Source organism: Rhodococcus sp. ARC_M12, from assembly GCF_022810385.1.
GTDB classification, from domain to species: Bacteria; Actinomycetota; Actinomycetes; order Mycobacteriales; family Mycobacteriaceae; genus Rhodococcoides; species Rhodococcoides navarretei.
In genome coordinates, this window is sequence record NZ_JALGQI010000018.1 from 60,911 (window position 1) to 84,535 (window position 23,625).

A 23,625-nucleotide genomic window follows, 5' to 3' on the forward strand; every position below is an offset into this window, starting at 1 on the left:
TCCAGGCTAGACCGTTGGTCCAGCTCACGTGCGTCCGGGACGTAGCTGTGATATGTACTCACCGGTAACCATCGGCCTCGTTGTCGATGACTCCTTGGACTATCGAATTATTCCCCCGGTTCGTTTCGGCTGCAGTCCACAGTTTCGCGTAGAAGCCGCCCTGGGCCCGCAGCTCCGAGTGCCGTCCTTGTTCCACGATACGGCCGCCGTCGACCACCACGATCAGATCCGCTCGCGCGGCGGTCGCCAATCTGTGCGCGACGATCACGGCCGTTCGAGTACGCGCGACGGCAGTGCCGGCCGCGAGCACCGTGCGTTCGGTTGCGGGGTCGAGGGTGGCGGTGGCCTCGTCGAGCAAGAGGAGGTCCGGGTCGACCAACTCGGCTCTGGCCAGTGCGATCAGCTGGCGTTGACCCGCCGACAACCCTTGGCCACGCTCGCCGACCGGTTGATGCATACCGCCTCGAAGTGCAGCGATGGTGCTCAGTGCCCCCACGGATCGAGCCGCGTCCTCGATGTCGGCGCGGCTGGCATCGGGCCTGCCGTAGGCGATGTTCGACGCGACCGTTCCGGTGAACAGATGGGCTTCCTGCGGTACGACGCCCAGTCGGTGCCGGTAGTCCGAGAGGCGATAGTCGCGCAGATCGTGGCCACCGACTCGTACCGACCCGGAGGTCGGATCGTAGAACCGGGCCAGCAGTTTCACCACCGTGGATTTACCTGCCCCGGTCCGTCCGACCAACGCGACGGTGGTGCCCGCCGGGATGGTGAGATTTACCTCACTGAGGGCATCGGAGTGTGCTCCGGCATACCGAAAGCCGACGTCGACGAGATCGACATCGGCGCGCAGGCGTCCGTCGGGAAGCGCCGTGGTGGCCGCAGCGGTGGCGGTTTCGATCGAACTCGTGGTGCGCAGCAGGTCGCCGATCCGGCCGATACCGACCCGGGCCTGCTGATAGCCGTCGAACACCTGCGAGAGCTGCTGGATCGGTCCGAAGAGCAGCCCGAGATAGAGCACGAACGCCACGAGGGTGCCCGCTGTGGTGGTGCCCGTGGCGATCTGGTGTGCGCCGACGAACACCACGACGGCGAGCGCGATGTCCGAGAGCAGAGTGATGAGCGGGAAGAACACCGAGATGGCGGTCTGCGATCGCATTCGGCTCGCCCGGTAGCGGTCGGAGCGTTCGGCGAACCGGGACGCGGCGTACTCCTCGCGTCGGTACGCCTGCGCGGCGCGCAGTCCCGTGACGTTCTCCTGAAAATCGGCGTTGACGATCGAGATGCGCTCGCGGGAGGTCGAGTACGCGGCCGAGGAGACACGCCGGAAGATCACGGTGGCGACGGCGAGAGGCGGTACCACGGCAAGTGCCACCAACCCGAGGACCGGGTCGGTGAACAGCAGCGCGGCCGCGATGCCCACGACGGTCAGCACGCTCACCACCGCCGTCGATGCGCCGGTCTGGATGAACGACGAGAGCGCGTCGACGTCGGTGGTCATCCGGGTCATGATGCGGCCCGACAGTTCGCGCTCGTAGTAGTCGAGACCCAGCCGCTGAATGTGCGCGTAGCTACGCACACGGAGTCCGAAGAGCACTCGCTCACCTGCGCGCGCGGTGATGACCGTCGTCCAGCAGACGACGAACCAACTCGCCGCTGCCAGCACGACGCCGATCGAGGTGGCGATCCACAGGGTGTTGGAGTCTCCGCTCGCCACTCCGCTGTCCACCGCATAGCGAACGAGAGAGGGAAAGGCGATCGAGGCCAGCGAGTCCAGTGCGAGGAGCACCACCACACCCGCGAGCAACAATCGCACCGGGCTCAGCAATCGCGACAACCGGAACTCCGGGTCGGGTCGACGCAGTTCGGTTCCCGATGCGCCTGGTTGCTCCGTGGCCGGCGGCAGTGCCGCGACTGCCTGCGAGATCGCCGGTGTCGGTGCGAGCGAGCCGAATGCCCCGGCCATCGCAGTTCCGTGACCACCGCCGCCTCCGGGCGCGGGTGTCGCGGCTGCGACCGACGATTCCGGAGAGGTGTCGGGCCAGAGCATCTCGGCGGACGGGCTCGCGGTCGGCTCCGAGGCGGCGTAGTCGTTCGATTCGCCGTCGCCGCCGGCCAGGAGGGCCCGGAACAGCGGACAACGCTGATCCAGCTCGTCCACAGTTCCGGTGTCGATGATGCGACCGTTGTCGAGGACGGCGACGCGGTCGGCCAGGGTCAGGGTCGAGCGCCGATGCGCGAGCACCAGAGTCGCTCGGGTACGGACGCCGCGCAGCGCGTCGAAGATCGATGCCTCGGTCTCGGCGTCCACCGCGGAGGTGGCGTCGTCGAGGATCAGAATGCGCGGCTCGACGAGAAGAGCGCGGGCCAGGGCTATTCGCTGGCGCTGACCGCCGGAGAGGGTGAGGCCGCGTTCGCCGACGAGGCTGTCGTAGCCCTCGGGCAACGCGTCGATGAAGGCCGACGCCTGCGCCAGGCGCGCCGCGTTCTCGATCTCCTCCGTGGTGGCGTCGGGCCTACCGAGGGCGATGTTGGCGGCAATGGTGTCGGAGAAGAGGAACGGCTCGTCGAACACCAGCGACACCGCCGCGCGCAGCGACGTCGAGTCGAGGTCGTCGATATCGATGGCCGTCCCGTCGGACGTCAGCTCGATGTGCCCCTCCGACGGTCGGTAGAAGCGGGGGAGCAGCAGGGCGAGTGCCGTCTTCCCCGAGCCCGCGTGTCCGACGACGGCGACGGTTTCCCCGGGCGAGATGCTCAGGTCGAGGCCGGTGAGCACATCGCGTTCGGGCTCGAATCCGAAGGTCACCTCGGAGATGCGGACACCGAGCGGGCCGTCGGGCAGCGCGACCGGCTTCGAAGGTTCTGGGTCGGACGGTTCGGTGTCGACCACCTCGTAGACGCGCTCGACGGCCGCGCGGGAGAGCTGGGCCATGATCACCACGGAGGAGACGGTGCGGGTGACGGCGGACAGCGTCGCGACATACGTGGCGAACGCCAGGAACGTGCCGATGGTGATGTGACCCTGCAGGGCGAGGTAACCGCCAAGGGCGATGACTCCGACGAGGCCGAGTTGGGGGATGGTGGCCATCGAGGGGGCGAAGCGCGAGTTGATCTTGGCCGACCGCATGCGCTCGGCGAAGAGCGTGCGGCCCAGCGCTTCGATGCGGTCCACCGCCCGGGCTTCCTGCCCGAACCCCTTGACCACTCGAACGCCGGTGACGGTTTCCTCGACATGTTGGGCCAGATCCGCTGCGCGCTGTTGCGCCGACCACGTGGCCGCGAAGAGAGTCGGACGAATGCGATAGACGACGATGCTCACCGCGGGGACGATGAGGACCGCGACGACGGTGAGCAGCGGCGAGAGATACGCCATCACCACCAGTGCCAGTACGAACTGCAGAACGGCTCCGGCCGACAGGGGCACCATGGCCAGCAGGCCCTGCACCAGTTGCAGATCGGTGATCGACCTGGAGACGACCTGGCCGGTGCGGATCTCGTCCTGCTTGCGTCCGTCGAGTCGCTGCAGTGAGGCGAGCAGGTCGAGGCGCAGATCGTGCTGGACGTCGATCGAGAGCCGGCCGGCGAGCATGCGTCGACCGAACTGGCACGCGAACCGCACCACACCCAACAGTGCGATGGCGGCGGCGACGGTGGCGATCTTCTCGCCCCTGCCTGCGGTCGCGTCGTCGATGGCCAATCGGGTGAGCAGCGGGAACGAGATGTCTATGACTGCGGCGATCATCGTCACGCCCAGCGCGCCGAGTGCGGTGCGCCGATGCAGCATGCACTGCGCGATCAGACGTCTGATCCACCCGCGCCGAGCACTCGACGCGGGTTCTGCGCCGTCGAGTGCCGACGAGCTGCGGCCGGGTGCCGCACGGTCCTTCACCGCATTACTGTGTGCCATCGATAGAACACGGTAGACCCGAGCACCGACACGGTTCGCCTGCGAACACCTGGTCCCTCACCGACCTCAGTCGATGTCGCGGGTGCGGGCCAGAAACCAGCCGACACCGATGAGAATTGCGGCCCACAGCGCGAGACCGAGCGGTGCCCACGGCCACGACGCCAGATCGCCTGCGTCGTCGAGTTGAGTCGCTGCCATGGTCGGCAGGGTCAGGTTCGACGGGAGCGCCACGGCGACCGATCCGAGCCCGAGTCCGAACAGGATCAACGAGATCAGGCCCTCGCCGAACGGCAGCCACGCGACGAGCACGATCGCGGCCCACGTCGGAGATTTGAGCAGCAGACCAAGGCCGGCGCCGATCATCGACCACAGCACGACGGCGAGGAGGCACGACGCCACCACGCCGATGAACGCGCCGTCCAACAGCACTGTCCGCTCGTTGAAGATCAGCAGGCAGATCAAGCTGGCCAGCAGTACCACCAGGCCGTACCCGAGCCCGAACAGCGCTGTCACGATGAGTTTGGCGGCGATCACCCCGTCGCGGCCGCGAGCGGTCAGGAAGCTGGTGGTGATGGTCTTGTGGCGGAATTCGGTTCCGGCGTTGACGGCACCGAAGATGCCGGCGAACAGAATCGCGGCACCGGCGGCGACGTAGAGGCCGATCGACGCGACCCCGCCGGAAATGTCGAGGTCCTCCTCGAATTCGCCCAGCTGATTCGCGATCACCGACGTGATGACGGACGCGAACACCCCGACGACGATCGGTGCGATGGCCAGTGCCCACCAGAACTTCAGCGTCGTGACCTTGCGGATCTCCGACGTCAGCAACGCGTTCATCGCGGACCCCCGTTCCAGTTCTGCGGCGGTGGGCCGTAGCCCGGCGGTGGACCGTAACCCTGCGGCGGCCCGCCGTACGGATTCTGCGGAACGGGTGTCGCGGTGTACTGGCCCGCTGTCATCGAGAGGAAGACCTGCTCGAGGTCGACGTGTTCACCGGTGGTGCCGAAGATCGTCACCCGGGCGTCGGCCGCGATGCGGGCGATCGTGGCCGCGTCGGGACCGGCGACGCCGATGCGTCCGTCGGGCAGCAGTTGGCTGTCGTTGAACCCGCTCGATGCCAGCGCCAATGCCAGGGCCGCGGGGTCCGATGCGGCAACGAGGACGCGGCTCGGACGCGTCGATCGCAGTTGCGCGATGGAACCCTGGTACACGAGTGCACCGGCGCTGACGATCACCAGGTTGTCGACGGTCTGCTCGATCTCCCGCAGGATGTGACTCGATACCAACACAGTGCGCCCCGACGCTGCGAATGCCTTCAGGAAGTCGCGGAGCCAGGCGATTCCTTCGGGGTCGAGACCGTTTGCGGGTTCGTCGAGCACGAGGATTTCCGGATCCCCCAGCAGCGCGGTCGCCAATGTGAGGCGTTGTCGCATGCCGAGGGAGAAGCCGCCTGCGGCGCGGTCGGCGGCGTCACCGAGGCCCACCAGATGCAGCACGTCGAGGGAGCGACTGTCCGGCACGCCGATCGCGGCGGTGTAGATCTTCAGGTGATGTGCTGCAGTGCGCTTGGGGTGGAGGCTCAGAGAGTCGAGGACGGCTCCCACCGTGCGAGCCGGGTGGGTCGCCGTTCGGAACGGAGCGCCGTTGACGAGGCCGACACCCGAGGTGGGAGCCACGAGTCCGAGCAGCATGCGCAGCGTTGTCGTCTTGCCCGATCCGTTGGGGCCGAGGAATCCGGTGACGGTGCCCCGCGGCACGACGAAGCTCAGGTCCGAGACCGCGCGAACTGTGCCGAACTGCTTGGTCAGTGCTTGCGCTTCGAGCGCCGCTCCCGGATAGCTGGTCATCTGTGCGCATTCCCCCTGGCCGTTGGTCACCTCGAGCACCGGCTGCACGCGGCAACCGGTACCCGAGGCTACGGGGTGCGACCGACACCGTCGCGAGAGCGCCTTCTTCCGTCAGCGATGCAACGCCGCGGCGATCTCTCGGTAGGTCTCGAGCGGATCGGCATCGTCGGGGAGCGAGTGCAGCGTCACGTGCGAAGCGCCCGCGTCGAGGTGTTCGTTCAATCGGGCGGCGATCGCGTCGGCCGTACCGTGCGCTACCAGTGCGTCGATGAGTCGGTCGCTACCGCCGTCGCCGATCTCCTCGTCGGAGTAACCGAGCCGGTTCAGATTGTTGGTGTAGTTGCGCAGGTGGAGGTACGGGTTGTTGACCGGTGGTCGGCCGATCGAGCGGGCCTTCTCCGGGTCCGATTCGAGGACCACCTTGTGTTCGGGTGCCAGGATCTTGTTCGGTCCCACTGCCTCTCGTGCTTCACGGGTGTGCTCGGGCGTCGTGAGGTACGGGTGCGCACCGGCGGTGCGGGCGGCGGCCAGCGCGAGCACCTTCGGGCCGAGCGCGGCGAGCACGCGCCGCTCCACCGGAACTCCGGCGGCATCGAGTTCGTCGAGATACGCCACCAGAGCGTCGTACGGCTTGGTGTACTCCTGCACCGCCTGCGGGTGGCCCGCACCGATGCCGAGGACGAATCGTCCCGGGTGCTTCTTCTCTATCCGGTGATACGACGCGGCGACGTCGGCCGCTGCGTCCGACCAGATGTTGACGATGCCGGTCGCGACTACGACCGTCTCCGTGGCGTCGAGGATGTCCTCGGTGGTCGTCAGATCCGCGGGCGGGGAGCCGCCGAGCCAGATGGTCCCGTAACCGAAGGACTCGATGGCGCGGGACAACTCCGGCGTGAACGCCGAGTGCAGTCGCCAGACGCCGTACTTGCCGAGTTCAGGTGTGGAGGTCATGTTCGATGTCAACGCAGCAGCCTCTCGAAGATTCCGGGCATTCTCATTCGTCCGGTTCGATGATGCGATTCTCCGGGAACCGGGCCGGGGGTGGACCGAACGCGTCGCGTGCGTTCTTGATGACACCCTTGCCCACTGCGCGGTTGCCCGCCCCGCCGATCGCCGCACCGATTCCGGCGGGCAGCATCTTTCCGACCAGCAGCGCACTGCGCTTGGCGAGGTATTTCGAGATGAACTTCTTCACCAGCGACTTGTTCATGCTCGTCATCGAGCCGCCCGGGATGCGGGAGGTGATCAGCGGTCCCCAGTTCTTGGCGGTCTTTCCGACTGTCCGTTGCACGATCTGCATGCCCGATTCGCCCAGTGCGACCGACAGCACCAGAGCGCGTCGTTGCTGGTGGTTCTCCACCGGAATGCCGTGCACGGACGCAACCGACAGAGTCAGCAGTGCCGAGGACTCGATGAAGAAGGCGGTTTCGGCACCCACTGCGGCGAGCGAGGCGACGGTCCCGACGCCGGGGATCGCCGCTGCGCCGCCCACTGCGGAGCCGCTGCCGGTGACCGCGAGGAGAAATCGCTTCTCCAGGCGTTCGATGATCTGAGCCGGGGTGTCGTACGGGTGTGCTCGACGCACGTGCGCGACGTACTTCTCGACGGCCGGTCCCTGCAGGCGGCTGGCGTTGTCGAGAATGTTGACCAGCGCACGTTCGAGCTTGCCTCCGCCCCCGACCTCGACCTGTGCGTCGTCCTTCTTTCCTGCCATCGATGCCTCTTTCGGTCGCGAGTGTGGTTGGCCGTTCGGCAGGGAGCGTCAGCGCACCCAGTGATCGGGCGGAACGAGCTCGTCGGGCTTCGGCGGCGGGGGAGCGGTTCCGTCGCCGAACGGCGATCCTCCCAGGGCTTCGCGGCCGTGGGGTTCGAGCCACCCCGCCAGGTCCGGGCCCTTGGGCACGATTGCCGTCGGATTGATGTCGGTGTGCACCTCGTAGTAGTGCCGCTTGATGTGGTCGAAGTCGACCGTGTCGCCGAACCCGGGGGTCTGGAACAGATCGCGTGCGTAGTTCCACAGCACCGGCATCTCGCTGAGCTTGCTCCGGTTGCACTTGAAGTGGCCGTGATAGACGGGATCGAAGCGTACGAGGGTGGTGAACAGCCGCACGTCGGCCTCGGTGATGTGGTCGCCGACGAGGTACCGCTGCGTGGACAGGCGTTCGACAAGCCAGTCGAGGCGGGCGAACAGCTGGTCGTAGGCCTTCTCGTACGCCTCCTGGGATCCGGCGAATCCGCAGCGGTAGACACCGTTGTTGACGTCTCGGAACACGAGGTCGGCAACCTCGTCGATCTCGCTCCGCAGTGCCTCGGGGTAGAGGTCGGGGGCACCGTCGCGGTGGTACTGCGTCCATTCGGTGGACAGGTCGAGGGTGATCTGCGGGTAGTCGTTGGTGACGACCTCGCCGCTGGGAACGTCGACGATGGCGGGCACGGTGATGCCGCGTTCGTAGTCCGGGAAGCGGGCGAAGTAGGCGTCCTGCAACCTCGGGATCTGCAACACCGAGTCGACGACGCCCGGCTCTTCCTGGAAGTTCCAACTGCGCGGGTCGTGGGTCGGCCCCGGAATGCCGAGTGACAGAACGTCTTCGAGTCCGAGCAGCCGACGAACGATGATCGAGCGATGAGCCCACGGGCAGGCTCGCGCGGCGATCAGACGATACCGTCCGGGCTCCACCGGATAGCCGTCCCGGCCGTCTGCGGTAATTCGCGTCGGGATGTAGTTGGTGTCGCGCTTGAATTCCTTGCCCGGTTCCACGTATGCGGCATCGTCGGCCATGCTTTCGAACTCCTCACATCGTTCACGTTCTGGCGCCGCTGGCGCTCTTCTCGACGCTACCCAGTTCGAAGCCACCTCAACCGGGTCACGGTCCGAGCACCGCAGTGTGGCACGCGCCGATTTCGACATAGCCCAGCCGCGCGGCGAGGCGTCGAGCAGTGGTGTTCTCGGGTCGTGATCGCCACTGCGGGATCAAGCCCTCGTCGATGGCGTCGTTGGTAGCCAGGCGGCCGACCACCTGAGCGTGACCCCGTCGGCGATGATCCGGGTCGGTCAGGACGCGCATGTCGGCCAGGATCAGCTGCTCTTCCGAGTAGCCGGCCGAGGCGAGCGAGTGCGCCGAGTCGGCCGGTCGGTCGTCACCGAGCAACGTGAACCAGTTCCGCGAGACCGGCTCTCCGAACGCCTCGGCGACGTCGGCCTCGCTGCAGTGCGCGGCGAGGTTGCGAGCGTGCGCGGCATCGTGGGAGATCAGTGGGTCGTGCACGTCGATGGAATGGCCGATGTCCGTGCCGTAGGCCAGCGTGTGAGTATCGATCTCGTAGCGCTCCGAGCGGCTGCCCAGCAGTGACGAGACCCAGTCGCGGTCGGTACCGGCCTGGCCGGCGAGAGCGCGGGAGGCATCCACGGCCCAGGGCGGACCGACGATCGCGGTGGTCTCGGCCAGTCGCAGCACGGTGATGTCCTCGGTGGCAACGACATGTTCGACGCGGTCCGCGTCGGTGTCGAGGGCCCGATCGTCCATCTGCAATCGTCGACACCAGGCCAACCGGACGATGTCGAGTTTGTGCCGATCGAATGGGCCCGCGTCGGGTAGAGGGGAATTCACCACCGAAACAGTAGCCACAGGACCGCTGGGCACCATTTCGGTTTCACCGTCCCAAAGCAATCTTTCGAACTTTTTCGCCCCCGGTGTTTCGCTCAGCGCCGATAGATGGCAGACTCACTTTTGAGATTAGAGCTTCGACGTGAAGATCTAGCTCGCTTACAGAAGGTTTACAGAATGACGCAGGGCAGTGTGAAGTGGTTCAACGGCGAAAAGGGCTTCGGCTTCATCGAGCAGGATGGTGGCGGACCGGACGTTTTCGTTCATTACTCGGAGATTCAGGGTAGCGGCTTCAAGTCGCTCGACGAGGGCCAGCGCGTGGAGTTCGAGGTGGGCCAGGGTCAGAAGGGCCCCCAGGCTACCGGCGTCCGCGCCATCTGATTCAAGCTTCGTAACCCGACTTCTCCTGGCGGAGTGACCTTCTCGAAGTAATCTCCACCAGAAACTCGGTGACAAGGCCGGATACACGGAAGAAATTCCGGGTATCCGGCCTTCGTCTGTTCGAACGGGACACCGACTACGGTCGGTGTCCTTGTACGTGCTCGATAGGGCATCGTGTGCAGTATGTCCGATTGATGCCCAGGTCAGAGCATTGTCCGGGTTGCTCTTCATCGAACCATGGCCGTATATTCCAACTGGAATAATTCGGTGGGGATATGCAGATGTGGGGTGGGGTTCGATGCGAGGGGACGCAGTGAATCCGTTGGGGGTCTCGGTCCTCGCTCTGCTCTCGGAGGGGCCGATGCATCCCTACGAGATGTATCAGCTCCTTCTCGAGCGCAAGGAGGACCGGATCGTCAAGATTCGCCCCGGTTCGCTGTATCACGCAGTTGCTCGACTCCACGGGCGAGAGTTGATCACCGAGGTCGGAACCGACCGCGGAGGTAACCGTCCCGAGCGCACGACCTACGAGATCACGCCTGCCGGCAGGCGGGTTCTCGTCGACCGGCTGGCCGAGATCCTTCGCTCCCCGGTGCGCGAATATCCACAGTTCACCCTGGGCCTGTCCGAGATGCACAACCTCCCGGCCTCCGAGGCGATCGCGTTGCTCCGTGCGCGTACCGAAGACCTGGCTCGAGAAATCGAGGAACTGTCCGGATTCCAGCGCCTGGCGCGAGAACGCAACGTATCCGAAATTTACTGGGCTGGAATCGATTACACCTACCACATGCTGGACGCTGAAGTGAAGTGGTTGACGAGCTACATCGATCGCGTCGACAGCCGCGAGCTCGAGTGGCCGCATGCCTTTCCGCACAGCACACCACCCTGACCGATCGGCACCGACCACACGACCCCGACGCTTCGGGGAACTGCCACACGACCCCGACGCCTCGGGGAACTGCCACACGACCCCGACGCCTCGGGGAACCAGGAGAACGCAATGAACGCCGTCGAGACCGCCCCGCTGCACAACGACATCAGACCGTGGCCCGCCCTGTGGGCGCTGTGTCTCGGGTTCTTCATGATTCTGGTGGACACCACCATCGTGGCCGTCGCTCAGCCGGCGATTCTCAGCGGTCTGAACACGGACATCAACAACGTCATCTGGGTCACCAGCGCGTACCTCCTGGCCTATGCCGTTCCACTCCTGGTCACGGGTCGGATGGGGGACAAGTTCGGCCCGAAGAACCTGTACATCGCCGGCCTCGTGCTCTTCACCCTCGCGTCCGTGTGGTGTGGACTGTCGGGGTCGATCGAGATGCTCATCGCGGCGCGCGCGGTTCAGGGTCTCGGCGCGGCGATGATCACCCCGCAGACGATGGCCGTGATCACCCGTGTGTTTCCGGCGGAGAAGCGCGGAACTGCGATGGGAGCATGGGGCGCAGTCGCAGGCGTCGCGACGCTCGTCGGGCCGATTCTCGGCGGTGTTCTGGTCGACTCGCTCGGCTGGGAATGGATCTTCTTCATCAACGTGCCGGTCGGAATCGTCGCAATTGCGTTGGCGCTGAGGTTCGTTCCGGTGTTGCCGACCCACGATCACAAGTTCGATCTACTGGGAGTTGCGCTCAGCGCCATCGGGCTCTTCTGCATCGTCTTCGGCATCCAGGAGGGTCAGAAGTACGACTGGGGTACCGGCGTCTGGATCCTCATCGGTGTCGGGTTGCTCGTCTTCGCGGGGTTCGTCTACTGGCAGTCCGTGAACGAGAACGAGCCGCTGGTGCCATTGGCACTGTTCCGCGACCGTAACTTCTCGTTGTCCAACATCGGTATCGCAGCCATGGGCTTCGCGATGTCCGGCATGATGCTGCCGATCATGTTCTACGCGCAGAGTGTCACCGGTTTGACACCTACCCGGTCGGCGTTGCTGTTCGTGCCGATGGCTCTGCTCACCGGAATCCTCGCGCCCAATGTCGGCAAGCTCGTCGACAAGACGCATCCTCGCTACATCGCCGGTTCGGGGCTGTTCATCCTCGCGGCCGCCTTACTGTGGTTCGCGTACGAGATGACGCCTACCACTGCAATCTGGAGGCTGCTGCTCCCGGTCGCGGCGATGGGTGTGGCGAATGCGTTGATCTGGTCTCCCTTGGCGGCCACGGCAACCCGCAATCTGCCGATGAGTCAGGCAGGCGCAGGTTCGGGTATCTACAACACCACCCGCATGATCGGCTCGGTTCTCGGTAGCGCCGGCATCGGCGCGCTCATTCAATCGAGGCTGGCCGCAGAGCTGCCGGCGGCTGGATCTGCAACGGGGGCAAACGAATTCGCCGGTCGTGTGCCGGAGATGCTGCGCGACGGATTCACCACCGCCATGGCGCAGTCGCTGATCCTGCCCGCCGTCGTGCTGATCGTCGGCATGATCGCGGTCTGCTTCTACGCCCGGCCCGCGTTCAAGTAGTCCATGTGAGCGGAACTTCGTAGCCCACTACGAAGTTCCTCTCACATGCGGCGAAGCCGCACTACAGCCCCAGATCCCGGCCGATCAGTTCCTTCATGATCTCGTTCGATCCGGCCCAGATCTTGGTCACGCGAGCGTCTTTCCAGGCGCGGGCGGCGCGGTATTCGTTCATGAATCCGTAGCCGCCGTGCAGCTGGACGCAGTGGTCGAGGATCTCGTTCTGTACCTGCGAGCTCCACCACTTCGCCTTGGCTGCGTCGATGGCCGTCAGTTCACCGATGCCGTGGGCGGCGATGCAGTTGTCGATGTATGCCTGTGCCACATCGAGTTTCGTGACGAGCTCGGCGAGCAGGAACTTGTTCCACTGCAGCGAGCCGATCTGCTGCCCGAATGCCTTGCGGTCCTTGGCGTACTGCAGCGTCTCCTCGAGAATGGGGCGGACGTGTCCGAGGTTGGCCACCGAGCAGCTGATGCGTTCCTGGGGGAGCAGCTGCATCATATGGATGAAGCCGCCGTCGAATTCGCCGATCATGTTCGAGCTCGGAACGCGTACGTTCTCGAAGAACAGCTCGGCCGTGTCGGATTCGGGCTGGCCGACCTTGTCCAGCTTGCGGCCACGGGAGAATCCTTCGGTGCCGTTCTCGACGGCGAAGAGCGTGATGCCCTTGGCCTTCTTCTCCGGCGTCGTGCGAGTGGCGACGATGACGAGGTCGGCGGAGTTGCCGTTGGTGATGAAGGTTTTGGAGCCGTTGATGATGAAATCGTCGCCGTCCTTGACTGCGGTGGTCTTCAGGGCAGCCAGGTCCGAGCCGCCGGACGGCTCGGTCATCGCGATCGCGGTGAGGATCTCGCCGCTGCAGAACCCGGGCAGCCAGCGCTTCTTCTGCTCCTCGGTGGTGAGCTTGACCAGGTAGGGCGCGACGATATCGACGTGAATACCGAAGCACGACGCCACCGCGGCACTCGAGCGGGCGAGTTCCTCGGCGAGGACGGCGTTGAATCGGTAATCCTCGGCTCCGCTGCCGCCGTATTCCTCGGGTACTTCGAGGCCGAGGAACCCGTTGCGTCCGGCTTCGAGCCAGATGTCGCGGTCGATGTATCGCTGTTCGACGAGCTTCTCCTCGACCGGCGTGATGGTGCGGGTGACGAACTCGCGTACCGATGCGCGGAAGTCCTCGTGGTCGGACTCGAACAGGCTGCGCTTCATCTAGGTGTTCCTCTCGGTAACGTTCACTCTCCTGCGCACAATACTCGGTGGTAACAAGGTCCCCGGACGGGTGTGGCACTATGCGAACCATGGCTGACGCACCCACTTCGCTCGTTCGATCGACCACTGCGGCAGGCGCGGAGGTCGCCGTGCTCACCTTCGATCACGGTCCGCTCAATCTCTTCGATCAGGCCATGTTCGACGCGGTGGCCGCGAACGTTGCCGATCTCGTCGCGCGACCGCCTCGTGCGGTGCTGCTCCGCGCCGAGGGCAAGGTGAACTCGGCAGGCGTCGACGTGCATGTCTTCGAGGGCCTGTCCGCCGCGCAAGGTGCCGATCTGTGGCGTGGACTGTTCGCGCAGATTGCCCATCCACTCGAGGCGTTGCCCTGCCCGGTGATCTATGCCGCACACGGGTTGACGCTCACCGCGGCGTTCGAGATCTCGTTGGCCTGCGACATCATTCTCGCCGGTCCCAAGGCCAAGTTCGGTCTGGTCGAGACCGTCGTCGGTCTGACGCCGTCGATGGGTGGGCCGCAGCGTCTGGCCGAGCGGGCCGGTTCGGGTCGGGCTCGCGAGCTCGTCATGACCGGAGATCTGTACGACGCACAGACGTTGAAGGAGTGGGGCGTGGTCAACCAGATCCACGACGATGTCGACGCCGCGGCGCTCGCGCTGACGCATCGACTGGCCGACGGCCCCACCGTCGCGCATTCGGCAACGAAACAGATTGTGGCAGCGTGGCGTTCGGGTGGCGTTGCGCACGCCGACGAGATCACCTCGGAGGTCTCCGGCGCGTTGTTCGAGACCGAGGATCTGCGGGGTGCGGTGAAGAGCTTCCTCGAGGTCGGTCCGGGGAAAGCGACGTACACGGGCAAGTAGAATCGAGCGAGTGAGTACTGATCAGCTGGCCGAACTGCACCTGCACATCGAAGGGTCGCTAGAGCCTCCGCTGATTTTCGAGCTCGCGGAGCGTAACGCATTGTCGTTGCCGTACAACGATATCGACGAACTGCGCGCGAAGTACGAGTTCACCGACCTGCAATCCTTCCTCGATCTGTACTACGCCAACATGGCCGTGTTGCAGACCGCCGAGGATTTCGCAGATCTGGCTCGGGCCTACTTCCGCCGCACCGCTCAGGCCGGGGTCACGCACGCGGAGATCTTCTTCGACCCGCAGGCGCACACCGAGCGCGGTGTCTCCCTCGAGGCCGTCGTCGAGGGACTGGCCGACGCGTGCGCGACCAGTGAGCGCGAATTCGGTGTCACCAGTGGCTTGATCGCATCGATCCTGCGTGACAAGCCGGTGCTGCACGCCAATCAACTGCTCGACGACCTGTTGGCGATGCAGGCTCCGATCATCGGGCTCGGTCTCGATTCCGCCGAGGTCGGGTACCCGCCGTCGTTGTTCGTCGATGTGTTCGCCAAGGCGCGCGCCGAGGGTCTGCACGTCGTCGCCCACGCCGGTGAGGAAGGCCCGCCCGACTACATCTGGCAGGCACTGGACCTGCTGAAGGTCGAGCGCATCGATCACGGGGTGCGGTGCCTGGAAGACGAGGCATTGGTGAATCGCCTTGTGGAGGAACAGATCCCGCTCACCGTCTGCCCACTGTCCAACGTTCGGCTCAAGGTGATCGACAACGTCGAGCAGCTGCCGTTGCGGCAGATGCTCGAGCGCGGCCTGTCGGTGTCGATCAATTCCGATGATCCCGCCTACTTCGGCGGCTACGTCGACGACAACTTCTCTGCCCTCGAAGCGGGGATGGGCCTCACCGCGGCCGAGCGACAGCAGTTGGCCGAGAACTCGATACGCGCGAGCTTCGTGACTGTCTAGATCAGCGCGACCGTCTAGATCAGTTCGCCGTCACCGAGATTTTCGGGTAGCCGGTGGCACCGTCGGGAACGGTGTCGGCGGTCTTGTTGGTCTGCAGTTCTCCGGCGGAGTTGGTGGCCCGGGCACGGATCGCGTGCTGCCCGGCAGGCAGGTCCAGCTCGACTGTCCACTGCCGCCAGGTGTCCTTGGAGTACTCCTCCGAGAGCGTGGCCGGCACCCAATTGCCCTCGTCCACTTGCACTTCCACGCCGTCGATGCCGGTGTGCTGATCCCAGGCGACGCCCGCGATCACCGTCCGACCGGCCGGCGTGGAGCTGCCCGAACGCGGGGTGTCGATCCGCGAGGCCGTCTTGATCGGTCCGAGAGCGCCCCAGCCACGATCGGTCCAGTACGCCGTCGCGCGGTCGAATCGGGTGATCTCGATGTCGGTGACCCATTTGGTCGCCGAGACGTATCCGTACAGACCGGGGACGACGAGCCGCGCCGGGTAGCCGTGCTCGACGGGGAGCGGCGCGCCGTTCATGCCGACTGCGAGCAGGGCGTCGCGGCCGTCGAGCAGTACCTCGAGGGGAGTGCCCGCGGTGAAGGCGTCGCTGCTCGACGACAGCGCCATGTCGGCGTCCGGTGAAATGCCTGCTTCTTCGAGAATGTCCTTGAGCGGGTAGCCGATCCACGTTGCGTTGCCCACGAGGTCCCCGCCGACGATGTTGGACACGCAGGTCAGGGTGACCGTTTTCTCGACTGCCTGGCGCTCGGCGAGGTCGGCGAACGTCAGCTCGATCTCGCGGTCCACCATGCCGTGGATCCGCAACGACCACGTATCCGACGCCACCCGCGGCACGACCAGCGCGGTGTCGATGCGGTAGAAATTCTCGTTCGGGGTGATGTACGGCGCGAGGCCGTCGATCTGCAGGTCTGCCCCGGCCGGTATCGGGGGTTGCGGAGTGGGCGTCGGAAGCATGAAGCCGAGTCGATCCGCGGTGACTGCGCGCGCCGAGGTCAGCATTCGTCCGGCTGTTCCGGCCACGACGCCGAGTACCGCGGCACCGGCAGCGAGGGTCAGGAAGCTGCGTCGGTTCATGCCCTCGGTCGCAGGTGCCGCGGCACCGATGAGGGCGTGCAGCACGACGATGCCCACGATGACACCGCCGATGGTCGGGACTGCGTACAGGGCCGTCGCGTCCGGTCGGGTCACTGCGGCGAGTACACCCACAGCGCCCAGGGCGGCGAACACGACTGCACCGATCGGCTTGCGGGCGATTCCTGCTGCCGCGGCGATGGCTCCGATCACCACCGCCATGCCGACGAACAGGGCGAGCTTGTCGGACGTGCCGAACGTATCGATGGCCCATTCGCGGATCGGGGCAGGACTGTAGTCGACGGCCGAGGATCCGACGGCCGTCAGCGGTGACGAGTTGGATCCGATGGGGACGGCGATCAATTCACCGACACCGAGGATGACTCCGGCGGCGACGATGCCGGACAGCGCGCGTTTTCCTGTGCTCACTCGCTCCAATGTAAGCGAATGGGTCGTGCGCGGTATTTCGTAGCAGTCTACGAACTACCGCTCACGACAGCAGACGCTCGAGGTACTCGCTGCCGAACAACTTTCCCGGGTCCATCGAATCGCGGATGTGCAGGAAGTTGTCGAAGTGTTCGTAGTAATCGCGCAGCTCGTCGCCGCTGAGGGAATGCAGTTTGCCCCAGTGTGGCCGGCCGCCGACGCTGCGACAGATGGCTTCGACGGCGTCGAAGTACTCGCGGTGATCGCGGCGGTGGTACTGGTGGACAGCGATGTAGGCCGTCGGGCGTCCGTACGCGGTGGACAGCCAGATGTCGTCGGCCGCGGCGAACCGGACCTCCACGGGGAACGCGATCGAGATGGCAGATCGCTCGAGCCAGCGATCGACCTCGCCCAGCAACCAGCCGATGTCGGCGACCGGTACCGCGTATTCCATCTCGACGAACCGGACGGTGCGGGAGGACGCGAACACCCGGTACGAGCGGTCGGTGTGCTCGCGGGCCGACAGTGCCTGGGCAGAGACCGCGTTGAGGCGAGGAATCAGGGCCGGCACTCGCGTCACCAGGCGGTTGAGCCCCTCGAAGACCGTGTTGGACAGTAGTTCATCGTCGAGGTACGAGCGCACCTTTCCCAGCGGGCGCAGCACGGCGTCGCCCGGCAGGCGGGTGTTGTGTTTGGTCAGCACTCGGTCGGTATGTGGAAACCAGTAGAACTCGAAGTGGTCGACGGCAGCGACGGTGACATCGAGCTCGGCGAGCGTTGCCGTCAGCGTCGACGGTTTCTCGACGGCCCGTAGAGCGAACGCCGGAACGCACTCGAGCGTGACTCGGGTGATGACGCCGAGCGCACCGATACTGACACGGGCCGCGTCGAACAGTTCGGTGTTCTCCTCGCGAGAGCACTGAACGAGTTCGCCGTCCGCGGTCATCAGCTCCAGCGCATGCACCTGGGTCGCGATGCCTCCGAAACGGGCCCCGGTTCCGTGGGTACCCGTGGAGATGGCTCCGGCGACGGATTGTTCGTCGATGTCGCCGAGGTTGGTCATGGCCAGGCCGAGGTCCCACAGCTGGGCGGTCAGCTCGCGCAGCCGGGTGCCGGCGAGCACCGTCACCTGGGCGGAACCGTCGTCGTTACGGACGACCGATTCGATCCCACGCAACGAATCCAGGCTGATCTGCACGCCGTCGGTGACGGCGATCGGGGTAAAGGAATGACCGGCCCCGACGCATCGCACCGTACGAGATCGCTCGACGGCACCCGCCAGCACGATGCGCAGTTCGTCGGCCGACGTCGGCTCGGCGCGGTCCGACGGGAACGCGTGTTGATTGCCCGCCCAGTTCTGCCACGACCGCTCGATCATCGAATCACTATCCCGCAGCGCGCTCCCCTGGGGCAATCCAAGGCACAGAACTCGCCCGCACCCTAGTATCGGGTCATGCAATCGAGGCTGCCCGCGGATGTGCGACGCGCACAACTGGTGCAGTCGGCCATCGACGTTGCCGAGCGGGTGGGCATCGAGTCCCTGACCGTGCGTGCACTCTCGGAGCACGCCGACGTCACCAAGGGCATCGTGCAGTACTACTTCGAGACCAAGCAGGATCTGGTGATCGCGATGGGGGAGCACCTCATCGTCGACGTCACCGAGATTCTGCACGCCGCGCTGAACAGTGCCGTGGGCACGCGAGAACTCCCGGGTGTCCGTGGTCTGCGAGAGCTGGTGCACGGCGGTCTGAGCGCGGTGTGGTTGCTGATCGAGAAGTCACCGGATCGGCAGTTGCTCGCCTACGAGATCAAGACCTACCTGCTGCGCCATCGGGCGCTCGGATCGGCCACGGCCGCCGAGATCGCCAGTGGACAGTATCGAATTCGCGACTCCGAGGCGCGGTTGTTCTTCGAGCAATGTTCCGCCCATACGGGAACGCGATGGCTCGAGCCGGTGGCGTCGATCGCGCGATTCGGCATGGCGACCCTCGACGGTCTGGTGCTGCGGTGGTTGGTCGACGGCGACGATCTCGAAGTGCTGGCGCAGATCGACGACCTGTCGGGCTTGATCGCGAGCAAGGCCGTCGATCGCTGAAAGACCGGCCTCGCCGATGCTCACCGGGACTTCTCGGCCGCAGAGTGTTTGACTGTGTAGGCCCGGCAACGACGACGAAGGAATGTTCCCTATGAGCTCGATCGCCGGTGTCGCGACCACCGACACGACACCACTGTCCCGTATCGCAGCTGCCACCGAGGGGCTCGAATCACCCTTGGCTGCAGTCGATTCGGCCGCTCTCGATGCCAATGCCGCGGCGTTGCGGGCGCGAGCGGACGGAGTGCCGATCAGGATCGCGAGCAAGTCCGTTCGGTGCCGGGCAGTGCTGGATCGGGTGCTCGCGGCCGACGGGGTGAACGGCGTCATGGCCTACTCCCTGCGCGAGGCGATCTGGTTGGCGCGCCTCGGCGTGGAGGACATCCTGATGGGGTACCCGACGGTGGATCGTACCGCCCTCGCCGAGGTCGTCAACGATCGGGTGCTGTCGGGTCGCATCACGCTGATGGTCGACGACGTCGCACAGTTGGACATCGTGCGCGACGCCACCGCGAGCGATCTTCTCAAGCCACGTATCTGTATCGATGTCGATGCCTCGCTGCGGATCGGTCCGCTGCACATCGGCGTCAGGCGCTCTCCGTTGCGCGAACCCGAGCAGGTCGCTGCCTTCGCGCGGGTGGCGCAGGCGCGGGGGTTCCGGGTGGTCGGGCTGATGTTCTACGAGGCACAGATCGCCGGTGTGCCCGATTCCAACGTCGCGGTGGAATGGATGAAGTCCCTGTCGTCCCGCGAGATCTCCACGCGCAGAACAGCAGTGGTCGAGGCCGTGACCGCGGCGGTCGGGCGGATCGAAATCGTCAACAGTGGGGGCACCGGGTCGATCGACTTCTCGGCGGCCGATCCGGTCGTCACCGAGGTCACCGCGGGATCGGGCTTGTTCGCGCCGACGCTCTTCGATCGGTATCGCGCATTCTCGGCCGAGCCCTCGCTGTTCTTCGCGCTGCCCGCGGTGCGCAAGCCGACGCCGCAGATCGCGACGCTGTTCGGCGGTGGCTACATCGCGTCGGGTCCGGCGTCGACGTCGCGATCCCCGCGGCCGGTCGCGTGGTCGAGAAAGGCCAGGGGTGTGGTGACGTCCGGTCTGAAGTTGCTGCGCAACGAGGGTGCGGGCGAGGTACAGACTCCGGTGAGCGGAGCAGGTGAGGTGCAGATCGGCGATCGAGTCTGGTTTCGGCACGCCAAGGCGGGCGAGTTGTGCGAGCGATTCGACACCCTGCACCTGGTGCACGCCGACGGGTCCGTCGAGGCGGTCCCCACCTACCGCGGCGAGGGCATGGCGTTCGGCTGAACCGCGTTCTCGCACAGACTCATGAAGGTGCCGAGGGTGACCAGTCCGGCCGGAGTCGACGGTAGGTACTGCGTGAGGGCTCGTGACCGGATCAGTATCGCCGCCCATTGACCACGCGAGACCGCGACATTGAGTCTGTTGCGGGACAACAGAAATCCCATGCCGCGTGGAACGTCCTCGATCGCGGACGCCGCCATCGAGATCAGCACCACCGGGGCCTGTCGACCCTGGAACTTGTCGACGGTTCCCACCGCAACCTCGTCGAGTCCGGCCGCCGCGAGGCGTTCGACGATGACGGCCACCTGCGCGTTGTAGGCCGCGACGACCACGAAGTCGCCCTGATGCATCGGCCGCGTTCCCTCGAACGATTGCGGGTTGCTCCAGAGCCGGCCGAGCAGATCCTGGACTCGCGCGACGATCTCGTCGGCCTCTTCCACCGAGTCCGTGGAGTTGCCGTGATGGTCCAGGTAGGCGACGTGCAGGCCGGGCTCCGGCCCCGAAAGGGAACGTGCCTGTGTCACAGCACTGTTGGACTCGAGTTTGCCCTCGTACGACAGCGCGGAGACCGGCGCACACAGATCGGGATGCATCCGCCACGTCGTCGCCAGAAAGTACCCGCGATCGGCGGGCAGCGTCGGGTGCCCGTTCATGATCGCGCCCAGAGCCGACTCGTCGACGGGTTCGGGGTGGGTGCCCTGGCTGACCTGCGGCAGCTGTGCCGGGTCGCCGAGCAGGAGCAGATTGCGCGAGGACACCGAGACGGCGATGGTGTTGGCCAGCGAGAACTGCCCGGCCTCGTCGACGACCAGGAGATCGAGCGATCGGGGTGGGATTCGGCCCGGGTTGGAGAAGTCCCATGCGGTGCCGCCGACCACGCAGCCCTCGTCGGCGTCGGTGACGAAGCGGGAATAGTCCGTCGGATCCAGAACGGTGTGCGCAGTCGGCGCTTTCTTGCCTACCCGGCTCGGATCCACCCCGGCCGCCACGACGGTGTCCAGCAGATTGTTCACCACGTGGTGCGACTGGCCCACCACACCGATCCGCCAGCGATGTACATCGACCAATTCGGCGATCACCCGCGCTGCGGTGTACGTCTTTCCGGTCCCGGGCGGACCTTGCACGGCGAGATAGGAGTCGTTCAGATCGAGCAGGGCGGCCGTGACGGCTGTCGCGTAGTCACCGGCGCGCACCTCGGGAAGACCGGTGCCGGAACGGGTTCGGGGCGGCGACAACGTCAGCAGATCGGCGACGGCTGTGCTCGGAAGGTGTGGCAGGGCGGCGCTGACCTCGGTGGCGACGGCGACGATGGCCTGCTCGAGGTGCTTGGTTGCAGGAGGCGGTTCGGGCGCGGTGGCCACCGGGAAGTCGAGGTACTCGTCCACACTCTTGCGGAGGTTCTCCTGCACCACGACCATGTCGAGGGTGCCCTCGTAGCCGGTCTCCACGATCTCCACCGTCGTGGTCGCGCGATGGGTCGGCTGCTGCTTCGGCAACCCCTCCGGGGCCGGGTCGTCGTAGAGCAGTTTGACCTTCGAGCCGGACAGGGCCCCGCCCGTCAGGTGCCCCAGCAGCTTGATCTGCCGTCGTAGAACCCGTTGCTGTGGTGCAGTTTTCATCCAGTCGTGCACCAGCTCGGCCCGCTCGACCTTCAACACGTCCGCGGCGTCCGCCCACTCGTCCATCGGATGGGTCAGCCGATCGAAGTGGGCCCACCAGAACGGCTTTCGCTCGCGCCGGTGGTACCCGATGGAGCCGGAGAACAATGCGACGGCCTGCTGCGTCGCGGTGCGCTGCCACGGTAGGCCCGCGTAGTCGGCGAGTTCGAGTTCCAGCGGGCTTGCGGTGTCGACGGCACTGTCGTCGAGTTCCAGTTGCTGCGTCGCCCGTGGCTGGACACCGGCATCCGACGCGCGCCCGAGCAACCAATCCCTCAGTCGCAGAGTCGATTCGCAATCGGTGCGGTTGTACTCGGCGATGTCGGCGAGGAGAGCTGCGGCCTCGGCGTCCTTGCCCTGATCTCGCAGATCGCACCAGTTCGCGTATTCGACGATCGACGCGGCAGCGTCGGTGACATCTCCGTCGCGGGTGGCGGGCATGTACAGCGGTTCGAGTTTCTTGATGCTGTAGGACCTGGCTCCGATGCGCACCGCGGACCGTACGACGGGATAGAGATCGACCAGAACGTCGTGCCGCAGCAGGTCGTCGACGGCGTCCTCACCGACCCCGTACCGGCCGGCGAGGCGCAGCAGTGCGGTCTTCTCGTACGGCGCGTAGTGGTAGACGTGCATGTTCGGGTGGACGGCGCGACGGGCCGAGACGTAGTCGAGGAAGTCGATCAGGGCACGGCGTTCCTGCGCGCGATCGTGTGCCCAGAACGGGAGGAAGTCACCGTCGGCGGTGTAGACCCCGAAGAGGTACTCGAGTCCCCATTCGGCACTGCCGGCCTCGGCCCACAGTGGGTCGCCCTCGAAGTCGAAGAAGATGTCTCCCGGATCGGGCTCGGGAATCACCCCGAGCGCCTCGGCGTCGAAGATCTCGAATTCGGCGTCGCCGGTGTCTTCCTGGCGAACCTGCAGCGCGGCCTGAGCGCGCAGGTTCGTCACCGTGCGCGACGACATGCCGTCCACGCCGCCGGTCGATGCTGCGAGTTCGTCGACCGTCGAGATGCCGGCGTCGAGCAGTCTGTCCCTGGTGCTCGCGCGCATGCCTGCGACGAGCACCAGATCGCGGTGCTGTTCCACCTCGACCGTGCAGGCCTCGCACTGTCCGCAGCCGGAGTAGCGCGAGTCGAACCAATCGACGATGGTTCCCTCGGCGTGGTGCTCGTCGAGTATGTGTTGCAGATGATCTCGGGACTGCCGATAGACCGGAAGAATCTCGGTGAGCGAGTGAGCGGAGTCGCTGCCGTCGCCGAGCATCAGGTGCACCTCGTCGCTCGGTTGGATTCCGCCCGTCCGCAGCGCGTCGGCGTAGGCCGCCAACTGCAGCAGGGCCGGTACCTTCGCGTGCCGCGAGAGCTTGGTGTCGTACACGGCGTACCGAGCACCCTCGGCCACCAGGAAGTCGCAGAACCCCAGAAATCGTCCGTCGAAGAAGGTCGCCTGATAGACCACGGGCGTGCGGGAGGTGAGGGCGGTGAACGTGGCCCAGGCCGCGTCGGCCAGCTCCTGCGCCGTCCGTCCCGGTCGGTCCATCGTCAGGACTCCGCCGGGAAAGCGCTGTCGGAAGGCCTCGAGCTGACGGCGTTCGTGCTCGAATCCGAGTGCGGACGTGCGGTCGAGCATCGGATCGGGGGCGGCCACCGTGCGCGGGATCAGACCGGTCAGCCCGTCGAGTCGGCGCAGCAGTCCGAATTCGCAGGACGCCGCCGCAGCGAGGTCGCTGGCGCTGTAGATGACACGATCGCCGAGGAGGAACACGCGCCCACCCTAGCCATCACCGCGAGCGGTACCGGTCACGTTGCGCGCGGATGCAGTCGCGAGGAG

Annotated in this window: 18 protein-coding genes; 7 read left to right on the plus strand and 11 right to left on the minus strand. The window is 65.8% G+C overall.

Annotation, left to right across the window (positions count from 1 at the left end):
* Window positions 1–58 precede the first annotated feature (58 nt).
* The 7 genes from MTX35_RS21290 to MTX35_RS21320 form a co-directional block, all read right to left on the minus strand.
* Window positions 59–3,784 (minus strand): ABC transporter ATP-binding protein, encoded by a 3,726-nt coding sequence (locus MTX35_RS21290; RefSeq protein WP_243596932.1) that lies wholly within the window; start codon window positions 3,782–3,784, stop codon window positions 59–61.
* Window positions 3,785–3,973: 189 nt separating this feature from the next.
* On the minus strand, window positions 3,974–4,744 hold the full coding sequence (locus tag MTX35_RS21295; protein WP_243596876.1) for an ABC transporter permease: 771 nt from the start codon (window positions 4,742–4,744) through the stop codon (window positions 3,974–3,976).
* Entirely contained in the window at window positions 4,741–5,754 is a 1,014-nt protein-coding gene (locus MTX35_RS21300; protein ID WP_243596877.1) for an ABC transporter ATP-binding protein, read from the minus strand. The genes MTX35_RS21295 and MTX35_RS21300 overlap by 4 nt, the downstream gene beginning before the upstream one ends.
* Window positions 5,755–5,865: 111 nt before the next feature.
* A complete protein-coding gene (locus MTX35_RS21305) occupies window positions 5,866–6,705 on the minus strand; it encodes an LLM class F420-dependent oxidoreductase (protein WP_243596878.1) in 840 nt (279 codons plus the stop codon).
* Window positions 6,706–6,748: 43 nt separating this feature from the next.
* The gene (locus MTX35_RS21310) at window positions 6,749–7,468 is read right to left on the minus strand and encodes a hypothetical protein (RefSeq protein WP_243596879.1); all 720 of its coding nucleotides are present in this window, start codon (window positions 7,466–7,468) and stop codon (window positions 6,749–6,751) included.
* A gap of 48 nt (window positions 7,469–7,516) precedes the next feature.
* On the minus strand, window positions 7,517–8,533 hold the full coding sequence (locus MTX35_RS21315) for a glutathione S-transferase family protein (RefSeq protein ID WP_243596880.1): 1,017 nt from the start codon (window positions 8,531–8,533) through the stop codon (window positions 7,517–7,519).
* A gap of 85 nt (window positions 8,534–8,618) precedes the next feature.
* Window positions 8,619–9,362, minus strand: a complete 744-nt coding sequence (locus MTX35_RS21320; RefSeq protein WP_243596881.1) for a GNAT family N-acetyltransferase — start codon at window positions 9,360–9,362, stop codon at window positions 8,619–8,621.
* Window positions 9,363–9,536: 174 nt separating this feature from the next.
* Here MTX35_RS21320 and MTX35_RS21325 point away from each other — a divergent pair, with 174 nt between their 5' ends.
* The 3 genes from MTX35_RS21325 to MTX35_RS21335 all read left to right on the plus strand — a co-directional run bounded on the left by MTX35_RS21325 (window position 9,537) and on the right by MTX35_RS21335 (window position 12,195).
* Entirely contained in the window at window positions 9,537–9,740 is a 204-nt protein-coding gene (locus MTX35_RS21325) for a cold-shock protein (RefSeq protein ID WP_008714360.1), read from the plus strand.
* 298 nt (window positions 9,741–10,038) lie between these two features.
* A complete protein-coding gene (locus tag MTX35_RS21330; protein WP_243596882.1) occupies window positions 10,039–10,629 on the plus strand; it encodes a PadR family transcriptional regulator in 591 nt (196 codons plus the stop codon).
* A 111-nt stretch (window positions 10,630–10,740) separates the two neighbouring features.
* The gene (locus MTX35_RS21335; RefSeq protein ID WP_243596883.1) at window positions 10,741–12,195 is read left to right on the plus strand and encodes a DHA2 family efflux MFS transporter permease subunit; all 1,455 of its coding nucleotides are present in this window, start codon (window positions 10,741–10,743) and stop codon (window positions 12,193–12,195) included.
* 61 nt (window positions 12,196–12,256) lie between these two features.
* On the opposite strand, the gene MTX35_RS21340 is transcribed toward MTX35_RS21335, so the two are convergent.
* Window positions 12,257–13,402 carry an acyl-CoA dehydrogenase family protein gene (locus tag MTX35_RS21340; RefSeq protein ID WP_243596884.1) on the minus strand — a complete coding sequence of 382 codons (1,146 nt, stop codon included), beginning with the start codon at window positions 13,400–13,402 and terminating at the stop codon, window positions 12,257–12,259.
* An 89-nt stretch (window positions 13,403–13,491) separates the two neighbouring features.
* Here MTX35_RS21340 and MTX35_RS21345 point away from each other — a divergent pair, with 89 nt between their 5' ends.
* Window positions 13,492–14,283 (plus strand): enoyl-CoA hydratase/isomerase family protein, encoded by a 792-nt coding sequence (locus tag MTX35_RS21345; RefSeq protein WP_243596885.1) that lies wholly within the window; start codon window positions 13,492–13,494, stop codon window positions 14,281–14,283.
* 10 nt (window positions 14,284–14,293) lie between these two features.
* Window positions 14,294–15,235, plus strand: coding sequence for an adenosine deaminase (locus MTX35_RS21350; protein WP_243596886.1), 942 nt, complete (start codon window positions 14,294–14,296; stop codon window positions 15,233–15,235).
* Between the two features lie 19 nt (window positions 15,236–15,254).
* Here the strand turns inward: MTX35_RS21350 and MTX35_RS21355 are convergent, their stop codons facing one another.
* On the minus strand, window positions 15,255–16,742 hold the full coding sequence (locus MTX35_RS21355) for a molybdopterin-dependent oxidoreductase (RefSeq protein WP_243596887.1): 1,488 nt from the start codon (window positions 16,740–16,742) through the stop codon (window positions 15,255–15,257).
* A gap of 61 nt (window positions 16,743–16,803) precedes the next feature.
* Window positions 16,804–18,117 carry a D-arabinono-1,4-lactone oxidase gene (locus MTX35_RS21360; protein ID WP_243596888.1) on the minus strand — a complete coding sequence of 438 codons (1,314 nt, stop codon included), beginning with the start codon at window positions 18,115–18,117 and terminating at the stop codon, window positions 16,804–16,806.
* A gap of 75 nt (window positions 18,118–18,192) precedes the next feature.
* Here MTX35_RS21360 and MTX35_RS21365 point away from each other — a divergent pair, with 75 nt between their 5' ends.
* Both MTX35_RS21365 and MTX35_RS21370 read left to right on the plus strand, forming a co-directional pair.
* On the plus strand, window positions 18,193–18,834 hold the full coding sequence (locus MTX35_RS21365) for a TetR/AcrR family transcriptional regulator (protein ID WP_243596889.1): 642 nt from the start codon (window positions 18,193–18,195) through the stop codon (window positions 18,832–18,834).
* Between the two features lie 91 nt (window positions 18,835–18,925).
* Window positions 18,926–20,140, plus strand: a complete 1,215-nt coding sequence (locus MTX35_RS21370; RefSeq protein ID WP_243596890.1) for an alanine racemase — start codon at window positions 18,926–18,928, stop codon at window positions 20,138–20,140.
* Here the strand turns inward: MTX35_RS21370 and MTX35_RS21375 are convergent.
* Entirely contained in the window at window positions 20,110–23,559 is a 3,450-nt protein-coding gene (locus tag MTX35_RS21375) for a bifunctional RecB family nuclease/DEAD/DEAH box helicase (RefSeq protein ID WP_243596891.1), read from the minus strand. The two genes, MTX35_RS21370 and MTX35_RS21375, sit on opposite strands and share 31 nt — an antisense overlap.
* Between the last annotated feature and the right edge of the window lie 66 nt (window positions 23,560–23,625).

Coding starts and splice junctions, on each gene's coding strand:
- MTX35_RS21290 (WP_243596932.1), bottom strand. CDS start 3,784: ATGCTGCATCGGCGCACCGCACTCGGCGCGCTGGGCGTGACGATGATC.
- MTX35_RS21295 (WP_243596876.1), bottom strand. CDS start 4,744: ATGAACGCGTTGCTGACGTCGGAGATCCGCAAGGTCACGACGCTGAAG.
- MTX35_RS21300 (WP_243596877.1), bottom strand. CDS start 5,754: ATGACCAGCTATCCGGGAGCGGCGCTCGAAGCGCAAGCACTGACCAAG.
- MTX35_RS21305 (WP_243596878.1), bottom strand. CDS start 6,705: ATGACCTCCACACCTGAACTCGGCAAGTACGGCGTCTGGCGACTGCAC.
- MTX35_RS21310 (WP_243596879.1), bottom strand. CDS start 7,468: ATGGCAGGAAAGAAGGACGACGCACAGGTCGAGGTCGGGGGCGGAGGC.
- MTX35_RS21315 (WP_243596880.1), bottom strand. CDS start 8,533: ATGGCCGACGATGCCGCATACGTGGAACCGGGCAAGGAATTCAAGCGC.
- MTX35_RS21325 (WP_008714360.1), top strand. CDS start 9,537: ATGACGCAGGGCAGTGTGAAGTGGTTCAACGGCGAAAAGGGCTTCGGC.
- MTX35_RS21330 (WP_243596882.1), top strand. CDS start 10,039: ATGCGAGGGGACGCAGTGAATCCGTTGGGGGTCTCGGTCCTCGCTCTG.
- MTX35_RS21335 (WP_243596883.1), top strand. CDS start 10,741: ATGAACGCCGTCGAGACCGCCCCGCTGCACAACGACATCAGACCGTGG.
- MTX35_RS21340 (WP_243596884.1), bottom strand. CDS start 13,402: ATGAAGCGCAGCCTGTTCGAGTCCGACCACGAGGACTTCCGCGCATCG.
- MTX35_RS21345 (WP_243596885.1), top strand. CDS start 13,492: ATGGCTGACGCACCCACTTCGCTCGTTCGATCGACCACTGCGGCAGGC.
- MTX35_RS21360 (WP_243596888.1), bottom strand. CDS start 18,117: ATGATCGAGCGGTCGTGGCAGAACTGGGCGGGCAATCAACACGCGTTC.
- MTX35_RS21365 (WP_243596889.1), top strand. CDS start 18,193: ATGCAATCGAGGCTGCCCGCGGATGTGCGACGCGCACAACTGGTGCAG.
- MTX35_RS21370 (WP_243596890.1), top strand. CDS start 18,926: ATGAGCTCGATCGCCGGTGTCGCGACCACCGACACGACACCACTGTCC.